We start from the raw sequence: 15,055 nt of genomic DNA, 5'->3' as shown, positions 1-15,055 counted from the left end.
GGGTGATCCGTCTGACGAGCGGCATAGCTGTACGCCGGCGAAGGCCGGAGCGTTGGCGGGCGAGAGGTCTTCGACAGCCAAGGCTCCGGCCTGCGCCGGGGCACAGGTTGGTTCAACCTGGCTGGATCACACTCTAGACCCTACGCAACGAAGATACGTTCTCCGGCTTTCACGGACCGGGCCTGGACGCAATTCTCGATGAGAGATGCGGCGACGCGCCGGCACCGCATCGCGTGCGGGTCGGCGGCAGTCGCCGACCCGCGCCGATCGGCTTACGCCTCGGTCTTCTTCTTGGCCGGGGCCTTCTTCGGCTTGGCAGCGGCAGCGACGTCTTCGCCTTCCGCGGTCGGCTCGACGGCAGCGGCCTTCTTGGCCGGCGCCTTCTTGGTCGCGGCCTTCTTCACCGGCTCGGCTTCGACCAGTTCGGTTTCGGTCGCGGCAGGCGCCGGAACAGCCTCCTCGGTCGCCTCGGCATCGGCCTTCTTCTTGGCCGGAGCCTTCTTCGGTGCGGCGGCCGGCTTGTCGCCCGCGTCCGCCTTCTTCGACTTGCGCGGCGTCGGCTTGTCGTGGTCGTGGGTGTGCGTGCCGGTGTCGAAGCCGTCCTCGCTCTCGATCGCGGCTTCCAGCTCCTCGCGGGTCACTTCGCGGTCGGTGACCTCGGCCTTGCCGAACAGGAAGTCGACGACCTTGTCCTCATAGAGCGGTGCGCGCAGCTGGGCGGCCGCCATCGGCTCCTGCTGGACATACTGGATGAACCGCTCGCGCTGATCCTGCGGATACTGCTGGGCAGCTGCCATGATCAGCTGGTTCATCTCGTTGTTGCTGACCTCGACGCCGTTCGCCTGGCCGATCTCGGAGAGCAGCAGGCCCAGGCGCACGCGGCGCTCGGCGATCTTGCGGTAATCGTCCTTCTCGGCTTCCAGCTCGGCCTTGGCGGCGTCGACGTCGGCCTCATGCTCGGCCTCGTGCTGCAGCTGGTGCCAGATCTGGTCGAACTCGGCCTCGACCATTGACGGCGGCACGGCGAAGTCGTGGCCGGCGGCGAGCTGGTCGAGCAGCTTGCGCTTCATGTGGGTGCGGGTCAGGCCGTTCAGCTCCTGCTCCGCCTGGCCCTTCAGGATGCCACGCAGCTGCTCCAGGCTCTCGAGGCCAAGGTTCTTCGCCAGGCTGTCGTCGATCTTGGTTTCACCCGCGACGCGGACGTCCTTGATCGTCAGGTCGAAGGTCGCGGGCTGGCCGGCCAGGTTCTTGGCGCCGTAGTCTTCCGGGAATGTGACCGAGATCTGCTTCTCGTCGCCCTTCTTCACGCCGATGATCTGGTCCTCGAAGCCCGGGATCAGGCGGCCCGAGCCGATTTCGACCGACATGTCGGTGCCGGTGCCGCCGTCGAAGGCGACGCCGTCGGCGGTCTTGCCGACGAAGTCCATGACGACCAGGTCGCCGGTCTGCGCCTTGTGGCCCTTCTTGGCGTCGTCATAGGACTTGGCGCCCTGCGCGAGCTCGGCGATGCGGGCGTCGATCTGGGCTTCGTCCGGCTGGACGGTCAGGCGTTCCAGCTTCAGGCCGTCGATCGCGGGCGTCGGGACGTCGGGCAGGACTTCCAGCTCGACGGTGACTTCGGCGTCCTTGCCGGCCGCATAGTCGTCGTTCAGGCGGACCGAGGGCTGCATCGCGGGACGCAGCGCCTTTTCGGCCATCAGCTGCTGGACGCCCGACTGGATCGCCGAGTTCAGCGCGTCGGCGGCGATCGCTTCGCCATGCATCTTGCGGATCAGGTTGGCCGGCACCTTGCCGGGGCGGAAGCCGGGCATGCGGATCTGCGGGGCCATGCGCTTCACCTCGGCGTCGACCTTCGCGTCGATGTCCTTGGCGGTGATGGTCAGCGTGTAGGCGCGCTTGAGGCCTTCGTTCAGCGTCTCGACGGTCTGCATGATTGCGGGTTGGCTTTCTGAACTACAAAGAGGAATCGATATCGACGGCTTGCCCCCGCGCGAACCGCGTTGGCGGAGATTGGCTGGTGCGGGCGAAGGGACTCGAACCCCCACATCTTGCGATACTGGTACCTAAAACCAGCGCGTCTACCAATTCCGCCACGCCCGCGCGGCGGGATGAGCCGCCGGTTGCGGCGGGCTCTATAGCAAAGCGCATCGGCTGCGCAACCGTGTGCGATGGGCAGACGTTGGACAGGCTAAAGGAGATCAGTCGATGCCCGTCGAACCGCCCATCCCCCAACCCGACGCCCCACCGCCCGAAGCGCCGCCGCCACCGACCCCAGGCCAGCCAGCGCCGGGCCAGCCGGCGCCCGGTCAGCCGGAAGCGCCGCCGATGCCGGGAACGCCCGCGCAGCCAACGACCCCGCCGCCGGAGGTTTCGCCGCCGACGCCGGATATCGATGTGCCTTCGCCTGGGACTGTCGTCGGGTAGGGTAAGAAGATTTTATTCACGTAAAGGCGCGAAGGCGCAAAGATATTATCTCGATTTGGCGCTAAGCCAACTCTTGCAAGATGAATCTGTAATCTTCGCGCCTTAGCGCCTTTGCGTGAAATAAACTTTCTATTTCTTTCTGGCGGTAGCCGCCAAAGCCAATCCCGCCGCGATCTGTGCTATGCCGTAGAGCCGTCGTCGTCCGGGCTTCCCACGAAATGGTGCGACGAGCACTTCCGTCCCCGCCGCTTTCTCTTCCCACAGTTCGACGTGCCGCCGCGGCTGGAGCAGGCCGAGCAGCCCGTCGCCGATCATGAACACGGCCGCCATCTCGACCGCGCGGCCGGTCCAGTTGGCGCCGCTTCCGGTTTCGTCGCTCACGGTCGCGCCTTCGCCCGCGCCGCCTGCGCCTGCACCGCCTCGATCGCTTCGGAGCGGCGAAGCACGCGGGCCATCGGGTCGATCACGACATGCGCGCCCTCCGGCACGGTCAGCGTGTCACGCCCGCCGGTCATCGCCAGGCGTGAGACCTTGCCGTCCACCTCCACCTCGACCGGCATCGGGAAGGGCTTGTTCCGCGGCGTCTTCCATTGGAGCGTCAGGCGATTGCCCTGCCGCGTCTCGACGAGGTCGGGGAGCGCAGCTTCGTCGAGATAGACGTCGAAGAACCAGCTGTAATCCGCCCCCGTCACCTGATTGACGATCTGGCGATATTCCTTGCTCGACGAGAAGCGGGGGCGGAAATTGCCCGGTCGCGGGTCGGGGCGGCCATAGACCGCGCGGCGGGTGATCTCGAAGAAGGCCGGGTCGCCGACCAGGCCGCGCAGCGTATGCAGCATCCACGACCCCTTGACGTAGATGTCGCCGCCCGGCCCGTTCTTGTCGGCGTCATAGACGTCTTCCTCGGCCCGCGGCTGGCCTGACACCAGTGGCGCCTTGTTGAGGATCGTCTCGCGCGATTTCAGCAGCATCGCGACATACCGCGCGTCGCCTTCCCGCCATTTGCCGTAGAGCGGCTGCATGTAGGCGCCATAGCCCTCGTGCAGCCAGAAATCGTCCCAGTCGGCCGCGGTCAGCTGGTTGGCGAACCATTCGTGGCTGAACTCGTGCTGGAACAGCCAGTCGAAGCCCTCGGGCGCCTTCTTATAGCCGTTGCCATAGGCGTTGATCGTCTGGTGCTCCATGCCCAGGTGCGGCGTCTCGACCACCCCCAGCTTCTCATCGCCGAAGGGGAAGGGGCCGATCGTGCTTTCGAAGAAGTCGAGCGTCGGCGCGAATTCGGCGAACAGGCCCTTCGCCTGTTCCGCCTCGCCCGGCAGATACCAGTAATACATCGGGATCGTGTTGCCGAAGCGGCTTTTGTAGCTGCCCTTCATCTCCTCATAGGGCGCTATATTGAGGGCGATGGCATAGGTGTTCGGGTTGCGCGCCGACCAGTTCCAGGTCGTGCGGCCATCGGGCAGCGTATCGACCGATTTGAGCACGCCGTTCGATGGCGCCTTCAGCCCCTTCGGCACTGTGATGTGCAGGTCCATGCGGCTGGGCTCGAACGTCGGCGAATCGATGCAGGGCCAGAACAGGTCGCAGCCTTCGCCCTGCACCGCGGTCGCGATCCAGGGCTGGCCGTCCTTCGTCTTCGACCAGACGAAGCCGCCGTCCCAGGGCGCCCGGACCGCGACGCGCGGCGTGCCGGCATAGGCGATGCGGACCGAGAAGCGCGCGCCGGCGGGGATGCGGCGGGGCGGGGTGATCGTCAGCCGGCCGTCGGGATTGGCCCAGGCGGAGGCGGGGAGGGCGCGACCATCGATGCTGATGGCACTCGCGGGCAGATTCTTGTCCAGATCGATCGGGATGCGGTCGACCGCCCCCTTGGCGACGAAGTTCAGCGTGACGACGCCGGAAATCTGCTCGCGTGCCGGAAACACCTCGATCGACAGGTCGACGGTGTCGAGCGTCAGCTTCGCTTGGTCCGGCGTCACCGCACCGCCCGATCGCGCGGTCTGGGCAGTGATTTCGGGCTCGCCGGCTTCGGGCGCGGCGGCAAGCGTCAGCAACATGGGGAGGATTGCGATCATGCCGGCAAGTCTTGCGGCGCGGGGCGTGCCAGGCAAGCCCCATTGGTGACGCGGGGAGTGCAGCCTGCCGGATGCCCGACGTTGATCGCGGGCCGGCAGCGTCCCATATAGCGCAGGTCAGGCGGCCGGACGGGCCGCTTTCGGAGATTCCATGAAGACCACCTACCCCGTTCTTCCGCTGCGTGACATCGTCGTGTTCCCGCATATGATCGTGCCGCTGTTCGTCGGCCGCGATAAGTCGGTGGCGGCGCTCGAAGCCGCCATGGCGGACGACAAGGAAATCCTGCTGATCGCGCAGCTCGATCCAAGCGAGGACGATCCCGGCCGCGACGATTTGTACGACATCGGTGTGACGGCCGAGGTGATGCAGATGCTGAAGCTGCCCGACGGCACCGTTCGCGTGCTGGTCGCGGGTCGCAAGCGCGCGCAACTCGACGTGCTGGAGGAGGGCGGCCCCTTCCTGACGGCGAGCGTCCTTGCGGTCGGTGACGATGGCGCGTTGGAAGCGGCGAGCGACGAGTTGCAGAGCAAGGTCGAAGCGACAACCCCGGCCGACCTCAGCCCCGAGTTCAAGGCGCTGATGCGGTCGGTCGTCGACCAGTTCGAGAATTACGCCAAGCTCAACCGCAAGCTGCCGGCGGAGACCGCGGTGCAGCTGGGCGAGCTGGACGATCCGTCGCGTTTGGCCGATGCGGTTGCCGGCAACCTGAGCCTCAAGGTCGCCGACAAACAGTCGCTGCTGATCGAGACCGATCCTCAGAAGCGGCTGGAAATGGTCTTCGCCTTCATGGAAGGCGAGCTGGGCGTGTTGCAGGTCGAGAAGAAGATCCGCAGCCGCGTGAAGCGCCAGATGGAGAAGACCCAGCGCGAATATTACCTCAACGAACAGTTGAAGGCGATCCAGCGCGAGCTCGGCAACGAGGGTGAGGACGGCGACGGCTCGGACGAGGTCGCCGAGCTGACCCAGAAGATCGCGACGCTTAAGCTGTCGAAGGAGGCGCGGACCAAGGCGACCGCCGAGCTCAAGAAGCTCAAGACCATGGCGCCGATGAGTGCCGAGGCGACGGTCGTGCGCAACTATCTCGACGTGTTGCTGGGCCTGCCGTGGGGCAAGAAGAGCAAGATCAAGAAGGACATTGCGGCTGCACAGGCGATCCTCGACGAGGATCACTATGCGCTGGAGAAGGTGAAGGACCGGATCGTCGAATATCTCGCGGTCCAGGCGCGCACCAACAAGCTGAAAGGCCCTATCCTGTGCCTCGTCGGCCCGCCCGGCGTCGGCAAGACGTCGCTGGGCAAGTCGATCGCCAAGGCGACCGGGCGCGAATTTATCCGCCAGTCGCTGGGCGGTGTGCGCGATGAAGCAGAAATTCGCGGCCATCGCCGCACTTACATCGGTTCTCTGCCGGGCAAGGTCGTGTCGAACCTGAAGAAGGCCGGCACCAGCAATCCGCTGTTCCTGCTCGACGAGATCGACAAGCTCGGCCAGGATTTCCGCGGCGATCCGGCGTCGGCGCTGCTCGAAGTGCTCGACCCCGAACAGAACGGCAAGTTCAACGACCATTATCTGGAGATCGACATCGATCTGTCGGACGTGATGTTCGTCACGACCGCTAACTCGCTGAACCTGCCGCAGCCTTTGCTCGACCGCATGGAGATCATCCGGCTGGAGGGGTACACCGAGGACGAGAAGGTCGAGATCGCCGAGCGCCATCTGGTCGCCAAGCAGATCGAGGCACATGGCCTGAAGGACGGCGAGTTTACGCTCACCACCGAGGGCCTGCGCGCGCTGATCCAGAAGTACACGCGCGAAGCGGGCGTGCGCACGCTGGAGCGCGAGATCGCGCGTCTGGCGCGCAAGGCGCTGCGGCGGATCCTGGAGGGCAAGGCGACGAGCGTGACGATCACGCCCGAAAACCTCCACGAATTCGCCGGCGTCCAGAAGTTCCGCCACGGCCTGGGCGAGGAGGAGCATCAGATCGGTGCGGTCACCGGCCTCGCCTGGACCGAGGTCGGCGGCGAGCTGCTGACGATCGAAAGCGTGACCGTGCCGGGCAAGGGCGCGATCAAGCTGACCGGCAAGCTAGGCGATGTGATGAAGGAATCGGCGGAAACGGCGATGAGCTTCGTCAAGGCCCGCGCGCCGAGCTACGGCATCAAGCCCAGCCTGTTCGCGCGCAAGGACATCCATGTCCACCTGCCCGAAGGCGCTGTGCCGAAGGACGGGCCGTCGGCCGGTATCGGCCTCGTCACCTCGATCGTCTCGACGCTGACCGGTGTCTCGGTGCGGCGTGAGGTGGCGATGACCGGGGAAGTCACGCTGCGCGGCCGCGTCCTGCCGATCGGTGGGTTGAAGGAGAAGCTGCTTGCGGCTCTGCGTGGCGGCATTACCACGGTCCTCATCCCGCATGAGAATGAAAAGGACCTCGCGGAAATCCCGAAGAATATCCGCGAGGGGCTGGAGATCATTCCGGTGAAGCATGTCGATGAGGTGCTGCGTCTGGCGCTGACCGACGAGTTGCACGCGATCGACTGGACCGACGCCGACGAACTCGCCGCCATGCCGCCTCCCGGCGTCGCGGCGGCCGGCGACACCGTCCACCATTGATTAGTAAGGCATGATTCCGCCGCCTGTCGGCGGGATCATGCCGAAACCCTTTGACTCTGTAACGACCGCGCGGCTTACTGCTCGTCCTTCCGCGGCGGGGGTATCCCGCTGCGAATCCTATCTATGCGTCATTCGAAACGGGGGTTTTCACGCATGAACAAGCAGGAGCTGATCGGTCAGGTCGCCGACGTATCGGGGCTGGCCAAGGGCGACGCCGTCAAGGCTGTGGAGGCCGTGTTCGATACCATTTCCGCCGCGCTGAAGAAGGGCGACGAAGTGCGCCTCGTCGGCTTCGGCACTTTCTCGGTCAGCAAGCGCAAGGCCTCGACCGGCCGCAACCCCCGGACCGGCGAGCCGATGACGATCAAGGCGTCGTCGCAGCCGAAGTTCAAGGCGGGCAAGGTCCTGAAGGACTCGGTCAACTGAACGCGACATGCGGGCTGGACAGGGCCGAAAGAGCCCCGTAAAGGCCCGCTTCCGCATCGGAATGGGCGCGTAGCTCAGCGGTAGAGCACACCCTTCACACGGGTGGGGTCACAGGTTCAATCCCTGTCGCGCCCACCATTCCGGCTCAAAAGCCCGCAGGTCGTGAGACCGGCGGGCTTTTTGCGTATTGGCGTTCCGAGCAGTTTCAAACGGCCTGACGACATCATCCGGTCGAAGGGCGCCATCTCGTGCTCCGGCGAAGGTCGGAGCGTTGGAGGGCGTTAGGGGTTCGATCGCCAAGGCTCCGGCCTGCCCCGCAGCATCGGACGGGTCGGCTTAGCTGGATCACGCTCTAGTTGTACCGTCGCACCAACGCCCGCCTGAGGATAGCGTCCTCCAGCGAGTAATAGAGCCACGCACAATCCGGCTGTCCCTCGACCTCCACGCATGATGCGGCGAAGGCGATGTCGGTGGCGGTGCGGTCCTTGGCGGGGGGCGGTATCAACAGGGGTTCGACACCGCGGCCAGTAACGCGCGAATAGTCGGGTGCGAAGGAAATCCAGCCGATCCGCCAACGCGCATCGGGTGTCGCGCCGTTGTAGAACATCACCGGGTCGCGGTCCGGCTGGGTGAGGATGGGGCCGGTCGACAGGTGCCAATTGTCCCATCCGTCCTCGCGGATGCCGAAGGGGTCGGCGATCACCGTCCATGGTCCAGCCTCGCTCGGCGCGACCGCGACTCCGATGCGCGATGCCTGGTCGCGGGCGTATTCGTAGAATAGCCGCCAGATGCCGTCGCTGCCGCGCACGACGGTCGCTTCCTTGATATTGCCTTCGCCCGGCGGTGCCTTCAGCGCGACCTCGCGCTTGGTGAGGTCGGTCAGGTCGGGGCCTTCGGCAAGCATCAGGCACCCCTGTGCCCGCGCGCTGTCGACGCCGGTGTAAAAGACGCGGTAGCCGCCGTCCTTGCCGACAACGATGGTCGGGTCCTCGCACCCGCCGGCATCGTCGAAATCGGGGCCGGGCGTGATCGCCGGGCGCGGCCGGATCGCGAAGTGTCGACCATCGGTCGAATCGCCGACCCAGATGATGCCGGTCGGATCGTTCGGGCCGAGCGGGTGCGGCAGCACGCGGACCATCAGCCGATAGGCGTCACCCTCCCGCCAGACATAGGGACTCATCAGGTCATAGTCGGCGAGACGCCCGCCGGGGCCGGCGACGTCGAGCGTCACCTCCTCCAGCGCTTCCACGACATAGGCTGTCATCTCAGGCCCCCTGCGCCACGGTCAGCGACAGGGCGCCATCGATCGTCACGGTGGTGCCCGTGATATAGTCGGCCGCGTCGGACAACAGGAACTGGACGAGCGTCGCGACTTCGTCCGCAGTGCCCGCGCGGCCCCACGGGATGGCAGCTTCCTTGCGAGCGAGTTCGGCCGCGTCGTCGATTGCGCTCTGGTTCATCGGCGTCAGGATCATGCCCGGTGCCACCCCGTTGACCGCGATCCGTTGCGGCGCGAGTTCCAGCGCCAACGTGGCGGTCAGTTGCGCGAGTCCACCCTTCGCCGAATCGTAATCGACGCCGCCTGCGCGCGGCGCGCGTTCGTGGATCGACGAGATGTTGACGATCCGCCCGGTCCCGCTCGCGCCCAGTCCGCGCACGAACCGGCGGCAGGTGAGGAAGGGGCCGTAGAGGTCGGATCGGACGACGCGGTCGAACTGGTCGAGCGTCATGTCGCCGATCATCGTGCCGGACATGTTGAGGCCAGCCGAATTCACCAGCCGGGTGACAGTGCCGAACGCGGCTTCGGTCTGCGCGAACAAGGCTTCGACCGCGTCCTCGCGCCCGACATCGGCCTGTACGGCGATCGCCCGCCCGCCGGTCGCCGCGATTTCGCCAACGACCGTTTCCGCCGCCTTGGCATCGCGAAAATAGGTCAGGGCGATCGCTGTGCCGGATTTGCCGAGCGCGATCGCGCAAGCACGTCCGATCCCCGATTCGCCACCGGTGACGATCGCCACCGGGTTCGTCTGTGCTGTGTCCATCATTGGGCAGGGCAACGCATGTTAGGCGGTTCCGTGCCGAAATAAGCGCTGGATTTCCGCTTTGTCACACAAGCGTAATGGTGGAGTCACCGAACCGTCCGCGAACTTGCACGCTGGCGTCACATCCCGGGCTTAGCGCGCCTCGTGCAGCCGGCAGGGGGGTCCTGAGCCGGCGACCGGGGGGCGCCGCTTCCCGACCATTCGCAACTCACGCGAACCACGACACGGGAGACGTCATGCGCAAGTTCAACCGCCTCGGGCTCATGTTCCTTGGCTCCACCGCCGCCCTCGCGCTCGCCGGCTGCGATGGCGCGTCCAGCGTCGCGTCGCCGGGTGAAGGCACGGTCGTAATCCCGGCGCCGACGCCGGCTCCGTCATCGGGCGGCAGCACGCCCACGCCGACCGCGGGCACGCCCGCCGCGTCCTGCCCGTCGGGCTTCAACGACGGCGGTGTCGTCGGCAATTATCGCGCCTGCCGCATTCCGTCGCTCGTCACCGGCACGCTCAGCCTGGCGAAGGTCGCGGGCGTCGCTTACGAAATCAACGGCCGCGTCGACGTGGGCGTGGACGCGGGCGGCGCCGGCACCGGCACCCAGACCGGCCTGCTGAACATCGCTGCCGGCGTGCTGATCTTCGCGAACACCACGAACTCGGACAACGACTTCCTTATCGTCAACCGCGGCAGCCGCATCAATGCGGAAGGCACCGAGACGCAGCCGATCATCTTCACCGCGCAGCAGAACCTGACCGGCGGCGTGACCGACGAATCGCAGGGCCTGTGGGGCGGCGTGATCCTGGCCGGTCGTGCGCCGATCTCGAACTGCAACACGCAGGTCGCCGGCGGCAGCGTCAATTGCGAGAACGTCGTCGAGGGCACCGGCAACGCGCTGTACGGCGGCGCCACCGCCAACGACACCAGCGGCACCTTCCGCTACGTCCAGATCCGCTATTCGGGTACGATCATCAGCCCGAACAACGAGCTGCAGGGCCTGACGCTGGGCGGCGTCGGTTCGGGCACGACGATCGACCACGTCCAGGTCCATAACTCGTCGGACGACGGCATCGAAGTGTTCGGCGGCCGCGTGAACATGCGCTATCTGGTGCTGACCGGCGCCGACGACGACGGCCTGGATACCGATGTGGGCTGGCAGGGCCTGGTCCAGTTCGTGATCGCGGCGCAGAAGCCGAACAACACGCAGACCGACAATTATTCGACCGAGATCGATTCGAACGGCAACGAAGACGCGCTGCCGCGTCAGGATTACCGTCTGGCCAATTTCACCTTCATCGACACCTCGACCGCGACCAACGCTGCGATGCGTATCCGCGGTGGCGCGGACGTGACGATGGTGAACGGTATCGTCGTGTCGAACACGCCGTGCCTCAACATCGTCGCCGGCGAGACGTCGTCGACCGACAAGTCGACTGTCCGCGCCGCCAATTCGGCGCTGTCGGATCGCGGCCCGCCGGTGTTCAACTCGATCTTCTTCGCCTGCACTGGCAACCTGTCGACCACGACGACCGTCAACGGCATCACCGTGACGACCGCGGAGCAGGACGCGCTGGTCGCGGCGGGCTCGAACAACACCGCCAACGGCACCGCCGCGAACGCGCTGCAGAACGGCTTCTACCCGACCACGACGACGCTGGCCGTCCCGGCGTTCAACGCCGCCACGCTCAACCCGTCGGGCAGCGCGTTCATGGTCCAGACCAGCTACATCGGTGCCGTCTCCGGCCCGAACGACACCTGGTTCCGCGGTTGGACCTGCAACTCGAACCGCGCGAACTTCGGCACGAGCAGCGGCGCCTGCACCGGCCTGCCGAGCTGATGACGCGACCGGAGGGCACCCCCGCGGGTGCCCTCCGGCCCTCATCCTCCGCGACATTTGCCGAAAGCTGAAGACTCATGAAGATCATCGCCCTCTGCCTCGCGAGTTCCGCGCTGGTGGCGCCCGCCGCCCTGGCGCAGACCACGCCCCCGGCCGCTCCGCCGGCCTCGACCCCGCCAGCCGCACAGGATGAGACGCCTGCCGAGCAGACGGTCGAGACCTCGACGCCCGGTGCGGAGGCGATGGAGGACATCGTCGTCGTCGGCCGCCACATCCCCGACACCGTCCGCGCGACGCCGCAGGTCGTGTCGGTGCTGTCGGCACAGGACATCGCCCGCACCGGCGAGGGTGATATTGCCGGCGCGCTCCAGCGCGTGACCGGCCTGTCGCTGGTCGGCAACGGCTTCGTCTTCGTGCGCGGCCTGGGCGATCGCTATTCGAGCAGCCTGCTCAACGGCTCGCCGCTACCGTCGCCCGAGCCGCTGCGCCGCGTCGTGCCGCTCGATATCTTCCCGACCAACGTCATCGCCTCCAGCCTCGTGCAGAAGAGCTATTCGGCCAATTATGCAGGCGAATTCGGCGGCGGCGTCATCAACCTGACGACGCGCGCGGTGCCGGAAAAATCCTTCCTCCAGATCGGCGGATCGGTCAGCGCCGACACGGTCACGACCAGCGAACTGGGCGTCGTCTATGACGGTGGCCGTTACGACTGGACCGGTTTCGATTCGGGCGAGCGCAGGGTTCCGGGCTTCATCACGCAGGCCGGTGCGACTGGCGCGTCGGTGACGAACGCCGCCGACCTCATCACCCTGTCGAATGCGCCGACCACGCTGCTGCTCCAGAACCCGCAGTTGCCCGCCAACTTGTCGGGCGAAACGAGCTTCGGCGGGTCGGTCGACGTCGGCAGCGTGCGGCTCGGCCTGATCGGTGCGGCTGGCATCAACAACGGCTGGCGCACGCGCGAGGCGACGCAGCAGGTGGCGAACGCGCCGAGCGGCAGCTTGCAGAGCGACCTGCGCACGGTGTTGACCGACAATCGCGTGATCGTGAATGGCCTGCTCGGCCTGGGCGCGGAATTCGGCGACCAGAAGATCCGCTTCACCAACCTGTATATCCACGACACGCTGAAGCAGGGGCGTCTGGCCCGCGGCTTCTCGGGCAATCTCACCGGGCTGGTCGATGGTCGCGACCCGATCATCCAGCAGAACACCAACTGGTTCGAACGCCAGCTGATCGACAGCCAGCTGGTCGGCGAGTTCAAGTTCGGCGACGTCTCGGTCGACCTGCGCGGCAGCTATGCTAACACGAAGCGCAATTCGCCCTACGAACGCGCGCTGCAATATGAATACAGCACGATCGCGCGCGATTATATCAACAACCTGGCAGGCAATTCGGGTGCGTCGGTCAACTTCAGCGAGCTGAACGAAGATCTGTGGTCGGGTCAGGCCGATGTGTCGTATCGCCTGCCGGTCGATCGCCCGGTCACGCTGTCGGCGGGTTATTATTTCCAGGACACGGCCCGTGATTCGGCGCGCTATTCGTTCGAATATCGCACCGCCGGCAATAGCGCGCTGAACTTCGTCGCCGCTCAGCAGCGCCCGGACTTCCTGCTGTCCGATTCGACCATCCAGCGCTTCGGTATCGTCCTGCGCAACACCTCGGCCAACCAGGGCGTCGCCGCCTATGACGCGGGCCTGCGCATCAACGCCGGCTACGTTCAGGTCGAGGCGGAGCCGGTCGACCGGCTGCGCGCGACCGTGGGTGTCCGCTACGAAAAGGCGATCGAGACGGTGAATGCCGGGGCGAACGTCAACCGCCGTCTCGACAATGCCTATTGGCTGCCGGCTGCAACGGTGACGTGGAACTTCGTCGAGGACATGCAGCTTCGCCTGCACGGTTCCAAGACGATCGCCCGCCCGCAGTTCCGCGAACTCGCGCCCCAGTTGTATCAGGATTTCGAGAGCGACCGCCTGTTCTACGGCAACCCGTTCCTGACCGATTCGGTGCTGTGGAACGCCGAGGCGCGCTACGAATGGTTCTTCGCTCGCGACCAGCGCGTGACGCTCGCCGGCTTCTACAAGCGGATCGACGATCCGATCGAGGCGGTGGGGTCGTTCCCGACGCCCGAATCGCCGCTCCAGACCGGCTTCGCCAACGCGCCCCGCGCGCAGCTGTTCGGCGGCGAAGTCGAGGTGCAGAAGTTTGTACCGTTGCACGGCATGGGCGATTTCTTCTCGACCAAGCGCCTGCTGCTGATCGCCAACTACACCTACACCCATTCGAAGATCAGTGCGGGCAGCGAGCAGGTCGCCGATCCGATCTCGCGGGTGGAAAACGGCGTGTTCGTGCCGCGGCTGACGGCGGCGAACCTGCTGTTCCGCGACGGCGCGGCGCTGGTCGGACAGTCCGACCATCTGGTCAACCTGCAGCTGGGGATCGAGGACACCGCATCGCTCTCGCAGGCGACGCTGCTGTTCAACTATGCGTCCGATCGCGTGACGAATCGCGGTGCGATCTCGTCGGGCGTCCGCCTGCCCGACGTGCTGGAAAAGCCCGGCATCCGCCTCGACTTCGTCGTCCGTCAGGGCTTCGCGCTGCGTGGCGTCGATTTCGAGCTGAAGGCCGAAGCGCGCAACCTGACCGGCACGCGCTATCAGGAGTTCCAAGACTTCACGAACGGCCGGGTGTTCCTGAACCGCTACAACCTCGGCCGCGTCTTCTCGCTGGGGCTGAGCGCGAAGCTGTAATTAAATCCTCCCCGCTTGCGGGGAGGGGGAGCGCCGGCGACGCCGGTGGTGGAGGGGGCTCTCCTCACAGCCATAGCTTGCGGCCCGCCCCCTCCGTCAGCGCTTCGCGCCGCCACCTCCCCGTCTCGGGGAGGATCTGGTTACCGCGGCCAGCGGCGTTCGCGGAACCACTTGGTGATGACGTATTTCACCCCCGTCCGCACCTTCATCCCGTGGTGCAGCGTCGACGGGTTCACCCGCCCGTCGGGGCGCAGGTTGTTCCAGGCAAGCAATTTGCCGCGTTCGGGCTGGACGATCTTGTCGATCGCCTTGAACCGCGTCGCGCCGCCCGCCGCCACGTCGTTCAGATAGATCATGACGGTCCACGTGCGCTGGCCCGACACGGTGCAATATTTGGCGAAGTCGACGCCTGAGGGCTCGAAATAATCGGTGTGCGCCTTGAATTCCTGGCCGACCGCATAGCGTTGGCCCTGCATCGGTTCGCCGAACATGCCGTCCAGCCCGGTCAGCGCGAGGATGCGCCGGTCGATCTCGACGACGTCCGGGTCGTCATAGGCCAGGTCGCAGGTCTCGCTGGTCCGGAACAGGTAGTCGCCATTATAATCGGACACCGTCGAGGGGCGGCGTTGCGCGTCGATCTTGGCGATCACCGCGTCGCACAGGGCGGGCTCCAGGAAATCCTTGCGGATGAACATGGCGAGCTTCGCGCTCGGCACGCGTTGCACGCGCGGGTCGGCCTGCAACCGTTCGATGATCGGTTCGCTCGGGTGGCCCGATCCGATAGCGGGCTGGACATGGGGATCGACGGTGACCTTCAGCATGGCGGTTCTTTGCCAAAGCGCGTGGCCCGATGCCAGAGGGCGCTTGATCACGGCGCGATGTGCCGCTAAGCGCGGCCCGGCAC

10 protein-coding genes and 2 tRNA genes are annotated in these 15,055 nt (G+C 66.0%); 5 read left to right on the top strand and 7 right to left on the bottom strand.

From position 1 onward, the window contains the following. Window positions 1-272: 272 nt before the first annotated feature. The 4 genes from tig to ACFSC3_RS15720 all read right to left on the bottom strand — a co-directional run bounded on the left by tig (window position 273) and on the right by ACFSC3_RS15720 (window position 4,499). A complete protein-coding gene (gene tig, locus ACFSC3_RS15735) occupies window positions 273-1,931 on the bottom strand; it encodes a trigger factor (RefSeq protein WP_380941374.1) in 1,659 nt (552 codons plus the stop codon). Between the two features lie 84 nt (window positions 1,932-2,015). Beyond that, window positions 2,016-2,100 (bottom strand) — tRNA-Leu (locus ACFSC3_RS15730). 453 nt (window positions 2,101-2,553) lie between these two features. Further along, on the bottom strand, window positions 2,554-2,805 hold the full coding sequence (locus ACFSC3_RS15725) for a hypothetical protein (RefSeq protein WP_380941373.1): 252 nt from the start codon (window positions 2,803-2,805) through the stop codon (window positions 2,554-2,556). Further along, window positions 2,802-4,499 (bottom strand): M1 family metallopeptidase, encoded by a 1,698-nt coding sequence (locus tag ACFSC3_RS15720; protein ID WP_380941372.1) that lies wholly within the window; start codon window positions 4,497-4,499, stop codon window positions 2,802-2,804. Before ACFSC3_RS15720 ends, ACFSC3_RS15725 begins: the two co-directional genes overlap by 4 nt. A 151-nt stretch (window positions 4,500-4,650) precedes the next feature. On the opposite strand from ACFSC3_RS15720, the gene lon reads away from it, so the two are divergent. The 3 genes from lon (at window position 4,651) to ACFSC3_RS15705 (ending at window position 7,671) form a co-directional block, all read left to right on the top strand. Next, the gene (gene lon, locus ACFSC3_RS15715; protein ID WP_380941371.1) at window positions 4,651-7,107 is read left to right on the top strand and encodes an endopeptidase La; all 2,457 of its coding nucleotides are present in this window, start codon (window positions 4,651-4,653) and stop codon (window positions 7,105-7,107) included. Window positions 7,108-7,260: 153 nt separating this feature from the next. Further along, window positions 7,261-7,533 (top strand): HU family DNA-binding protein, encoded by a 273-nt coding sequence (locus tag ACFSC3_RS15710; protein WP_380941370.1) that lies wholly within the window; start codon window positions 7,261-7,263, stop codon window positions 7,531-7,533. Between the two features lie 63 nt (window positions 7,534-7,596). Then, window positions 7,597-7,671 (top strand) — tRNA-Val (locus ACFSC3_RS15705). 214 nt (window positions 7,672-7,885) lie between these two features. On the opposite strand, the gene ACFSC3_RS15700 is transcribed toward ACFSC3_RS15705, so the two are convergent. Further along, a complete protein-coding gene (locus ACFSC3_RS15700) occupies window positions 7,886-8,797 on the bottom strand; it encodes a glycoside hydrolase family protein (RefSeq protein WP_380941369.1) in 912 nt (303 codons plus the stop codon). A gap of 1 nt (window position 8,798) precedes the next feature. Beyond that, on the bottom strand, window positions 8,799-9,578 hold the full coding sequence (locus tag ACFSC3_RS15695; protein WP_380941368.1) for an SDR family NAD(P)-dependent oxidoreductase: 780 nt from the start codon (window positions 9,576-9,578) through the stop codon (window positions 8,799-8,801). Between the two features lie 233 nt (window positions 9,579-9,811). On the opposite strand from ACFSC3_RS15695, the gene ACFSC3_RS15690 reads away from it, so the two are divergent. Together ACFSC3_RS15690 and ACFSC3_RS15685 are read left to right on the top strand one after the other, a co-directional pair. After that, entirely contained in the window at window positions 9,812-11,404 is a 1,593-nt protein-coding gene (locus ACFSC3_RS15690; protein WP_380941367.1) for a hypothetical protein, read from the top strand. A 77-nt stretch (window positions 11,405-11,481) separates the two neighbouring features. After that, window positions 11,482-14,151, top strand: coding sequence for a TonB-dependent receptor domain-containing protein (locus tag ACFSC3_RS15685; protein WP_380941366.1), 2,670 nt, complete (start codon window positions 11,482-11,484; stop codon window positions 14,149-14,151). A gap of 140 nt (window positions 14,152-14,291) precedes the next feature. On the opposite strand, the gene ACFSC3_RS15680 is transcribed toward ACFSC3_RS15685, so the two are convergent. Then, window positions 14,292-14,972 carry a prolyl hydroxylase family protein gene (locus tag ACFSC3_RS15680; RefSeq protein WP_380941365.1) on the bottom strand — a complete coding sequence of 227 codons (681 nt, stop codon included), beginning with the start codon at window positions 14,970-14,972 and terminating at the stop codon, window positions 14,292-14,294. Window positions 14,973-15,055: the final 83 nt, after the last annotated feature.

This window comes from Sphingomonas floccifaciens, from assembly GCF_042681125.1.
Classification (GTDB): domain Bacteria; phylum Pseudomonadota; class Alphaproteobacteria; order Sphingomonadales; family Sphingomonadaceae; genus Sphingomonas; species Sphingomonas floccifaciens.
This window is presented reverse-complemented; position numbering and strand designations above follow the sequence as displayed.

What these genes read in the sequence shown, in the direction of transcription:
- tig (WP_380941374.1), bottom strand. Translation starts at nt 1,931, where the DNA reads ATGCAGACCGTCGAGACGCTGAACGAAGGCCTCAAGCGCGCCTACACG.
- ACFSC3_RS15720 (WP_380941372.1), bottom strand. Translation starts at nt 4,499, where the DNA reads ATGATCGCAATCCTCCCCATGTTGCTGACGCTTGCCGCCGCGCCCGAA.
- lon (WP_380941371.1), top strand. Translation starts at nt 4,651, where the DNA reads ATGAAGACCACCTACCCCGTTCTTCCGCTGCGTGACATCGTCGTGTTC.
- ACFSC3_RS15710 (WP_380941370.1), top strand. Translation starts at nt 7,261, where the DNA reads ATGAACAAGCAGGAGCTGATCGGTCAGGTCGCCGACGTATCGGGGCTG.
- ACFSC3_RS15700 (WP_380941369.1), bottom strand. Translation starts at nt 8,797, where the DNA reads ATGACAGCCTATGTCGTGGAAGCGCTGGAGGAGGTGACGCTCGACGTC.
- ACFSC3_RS15695 (WP_380941368.1), bottom strand. Translation starts at nt 9,578, where the DNA reads ATGATGGACACAGCACAGACGAACCCGGTGGCGATCGTCACCGGTGGC.
- ACFSC3_RS15690 (WP_380941367.1), top strand. Translation starts at nt 9,812, where the DNA reads ATGCGCAAGTTCAACCGCCTCGGGCTCATGTTCCTTGGCTCCACCGCC.
- ACFSC3_RS15685 (WP_380941366.1), top strand. Translation starts at nt 11,482, where the DNA reads ATGAAGATCATCGCCCTCTGCCTCGCGAGTTCCGCGCTGGTGGCGCCC.
- ACFSC3_RS15680 (WP_380941365.1), bottom strand. Translation starts at nt 14,972, where the DNA reads ATGCTGAAGGTCACCGTCGATCCCCATGTCCAGCCCGCTATCGGATCG.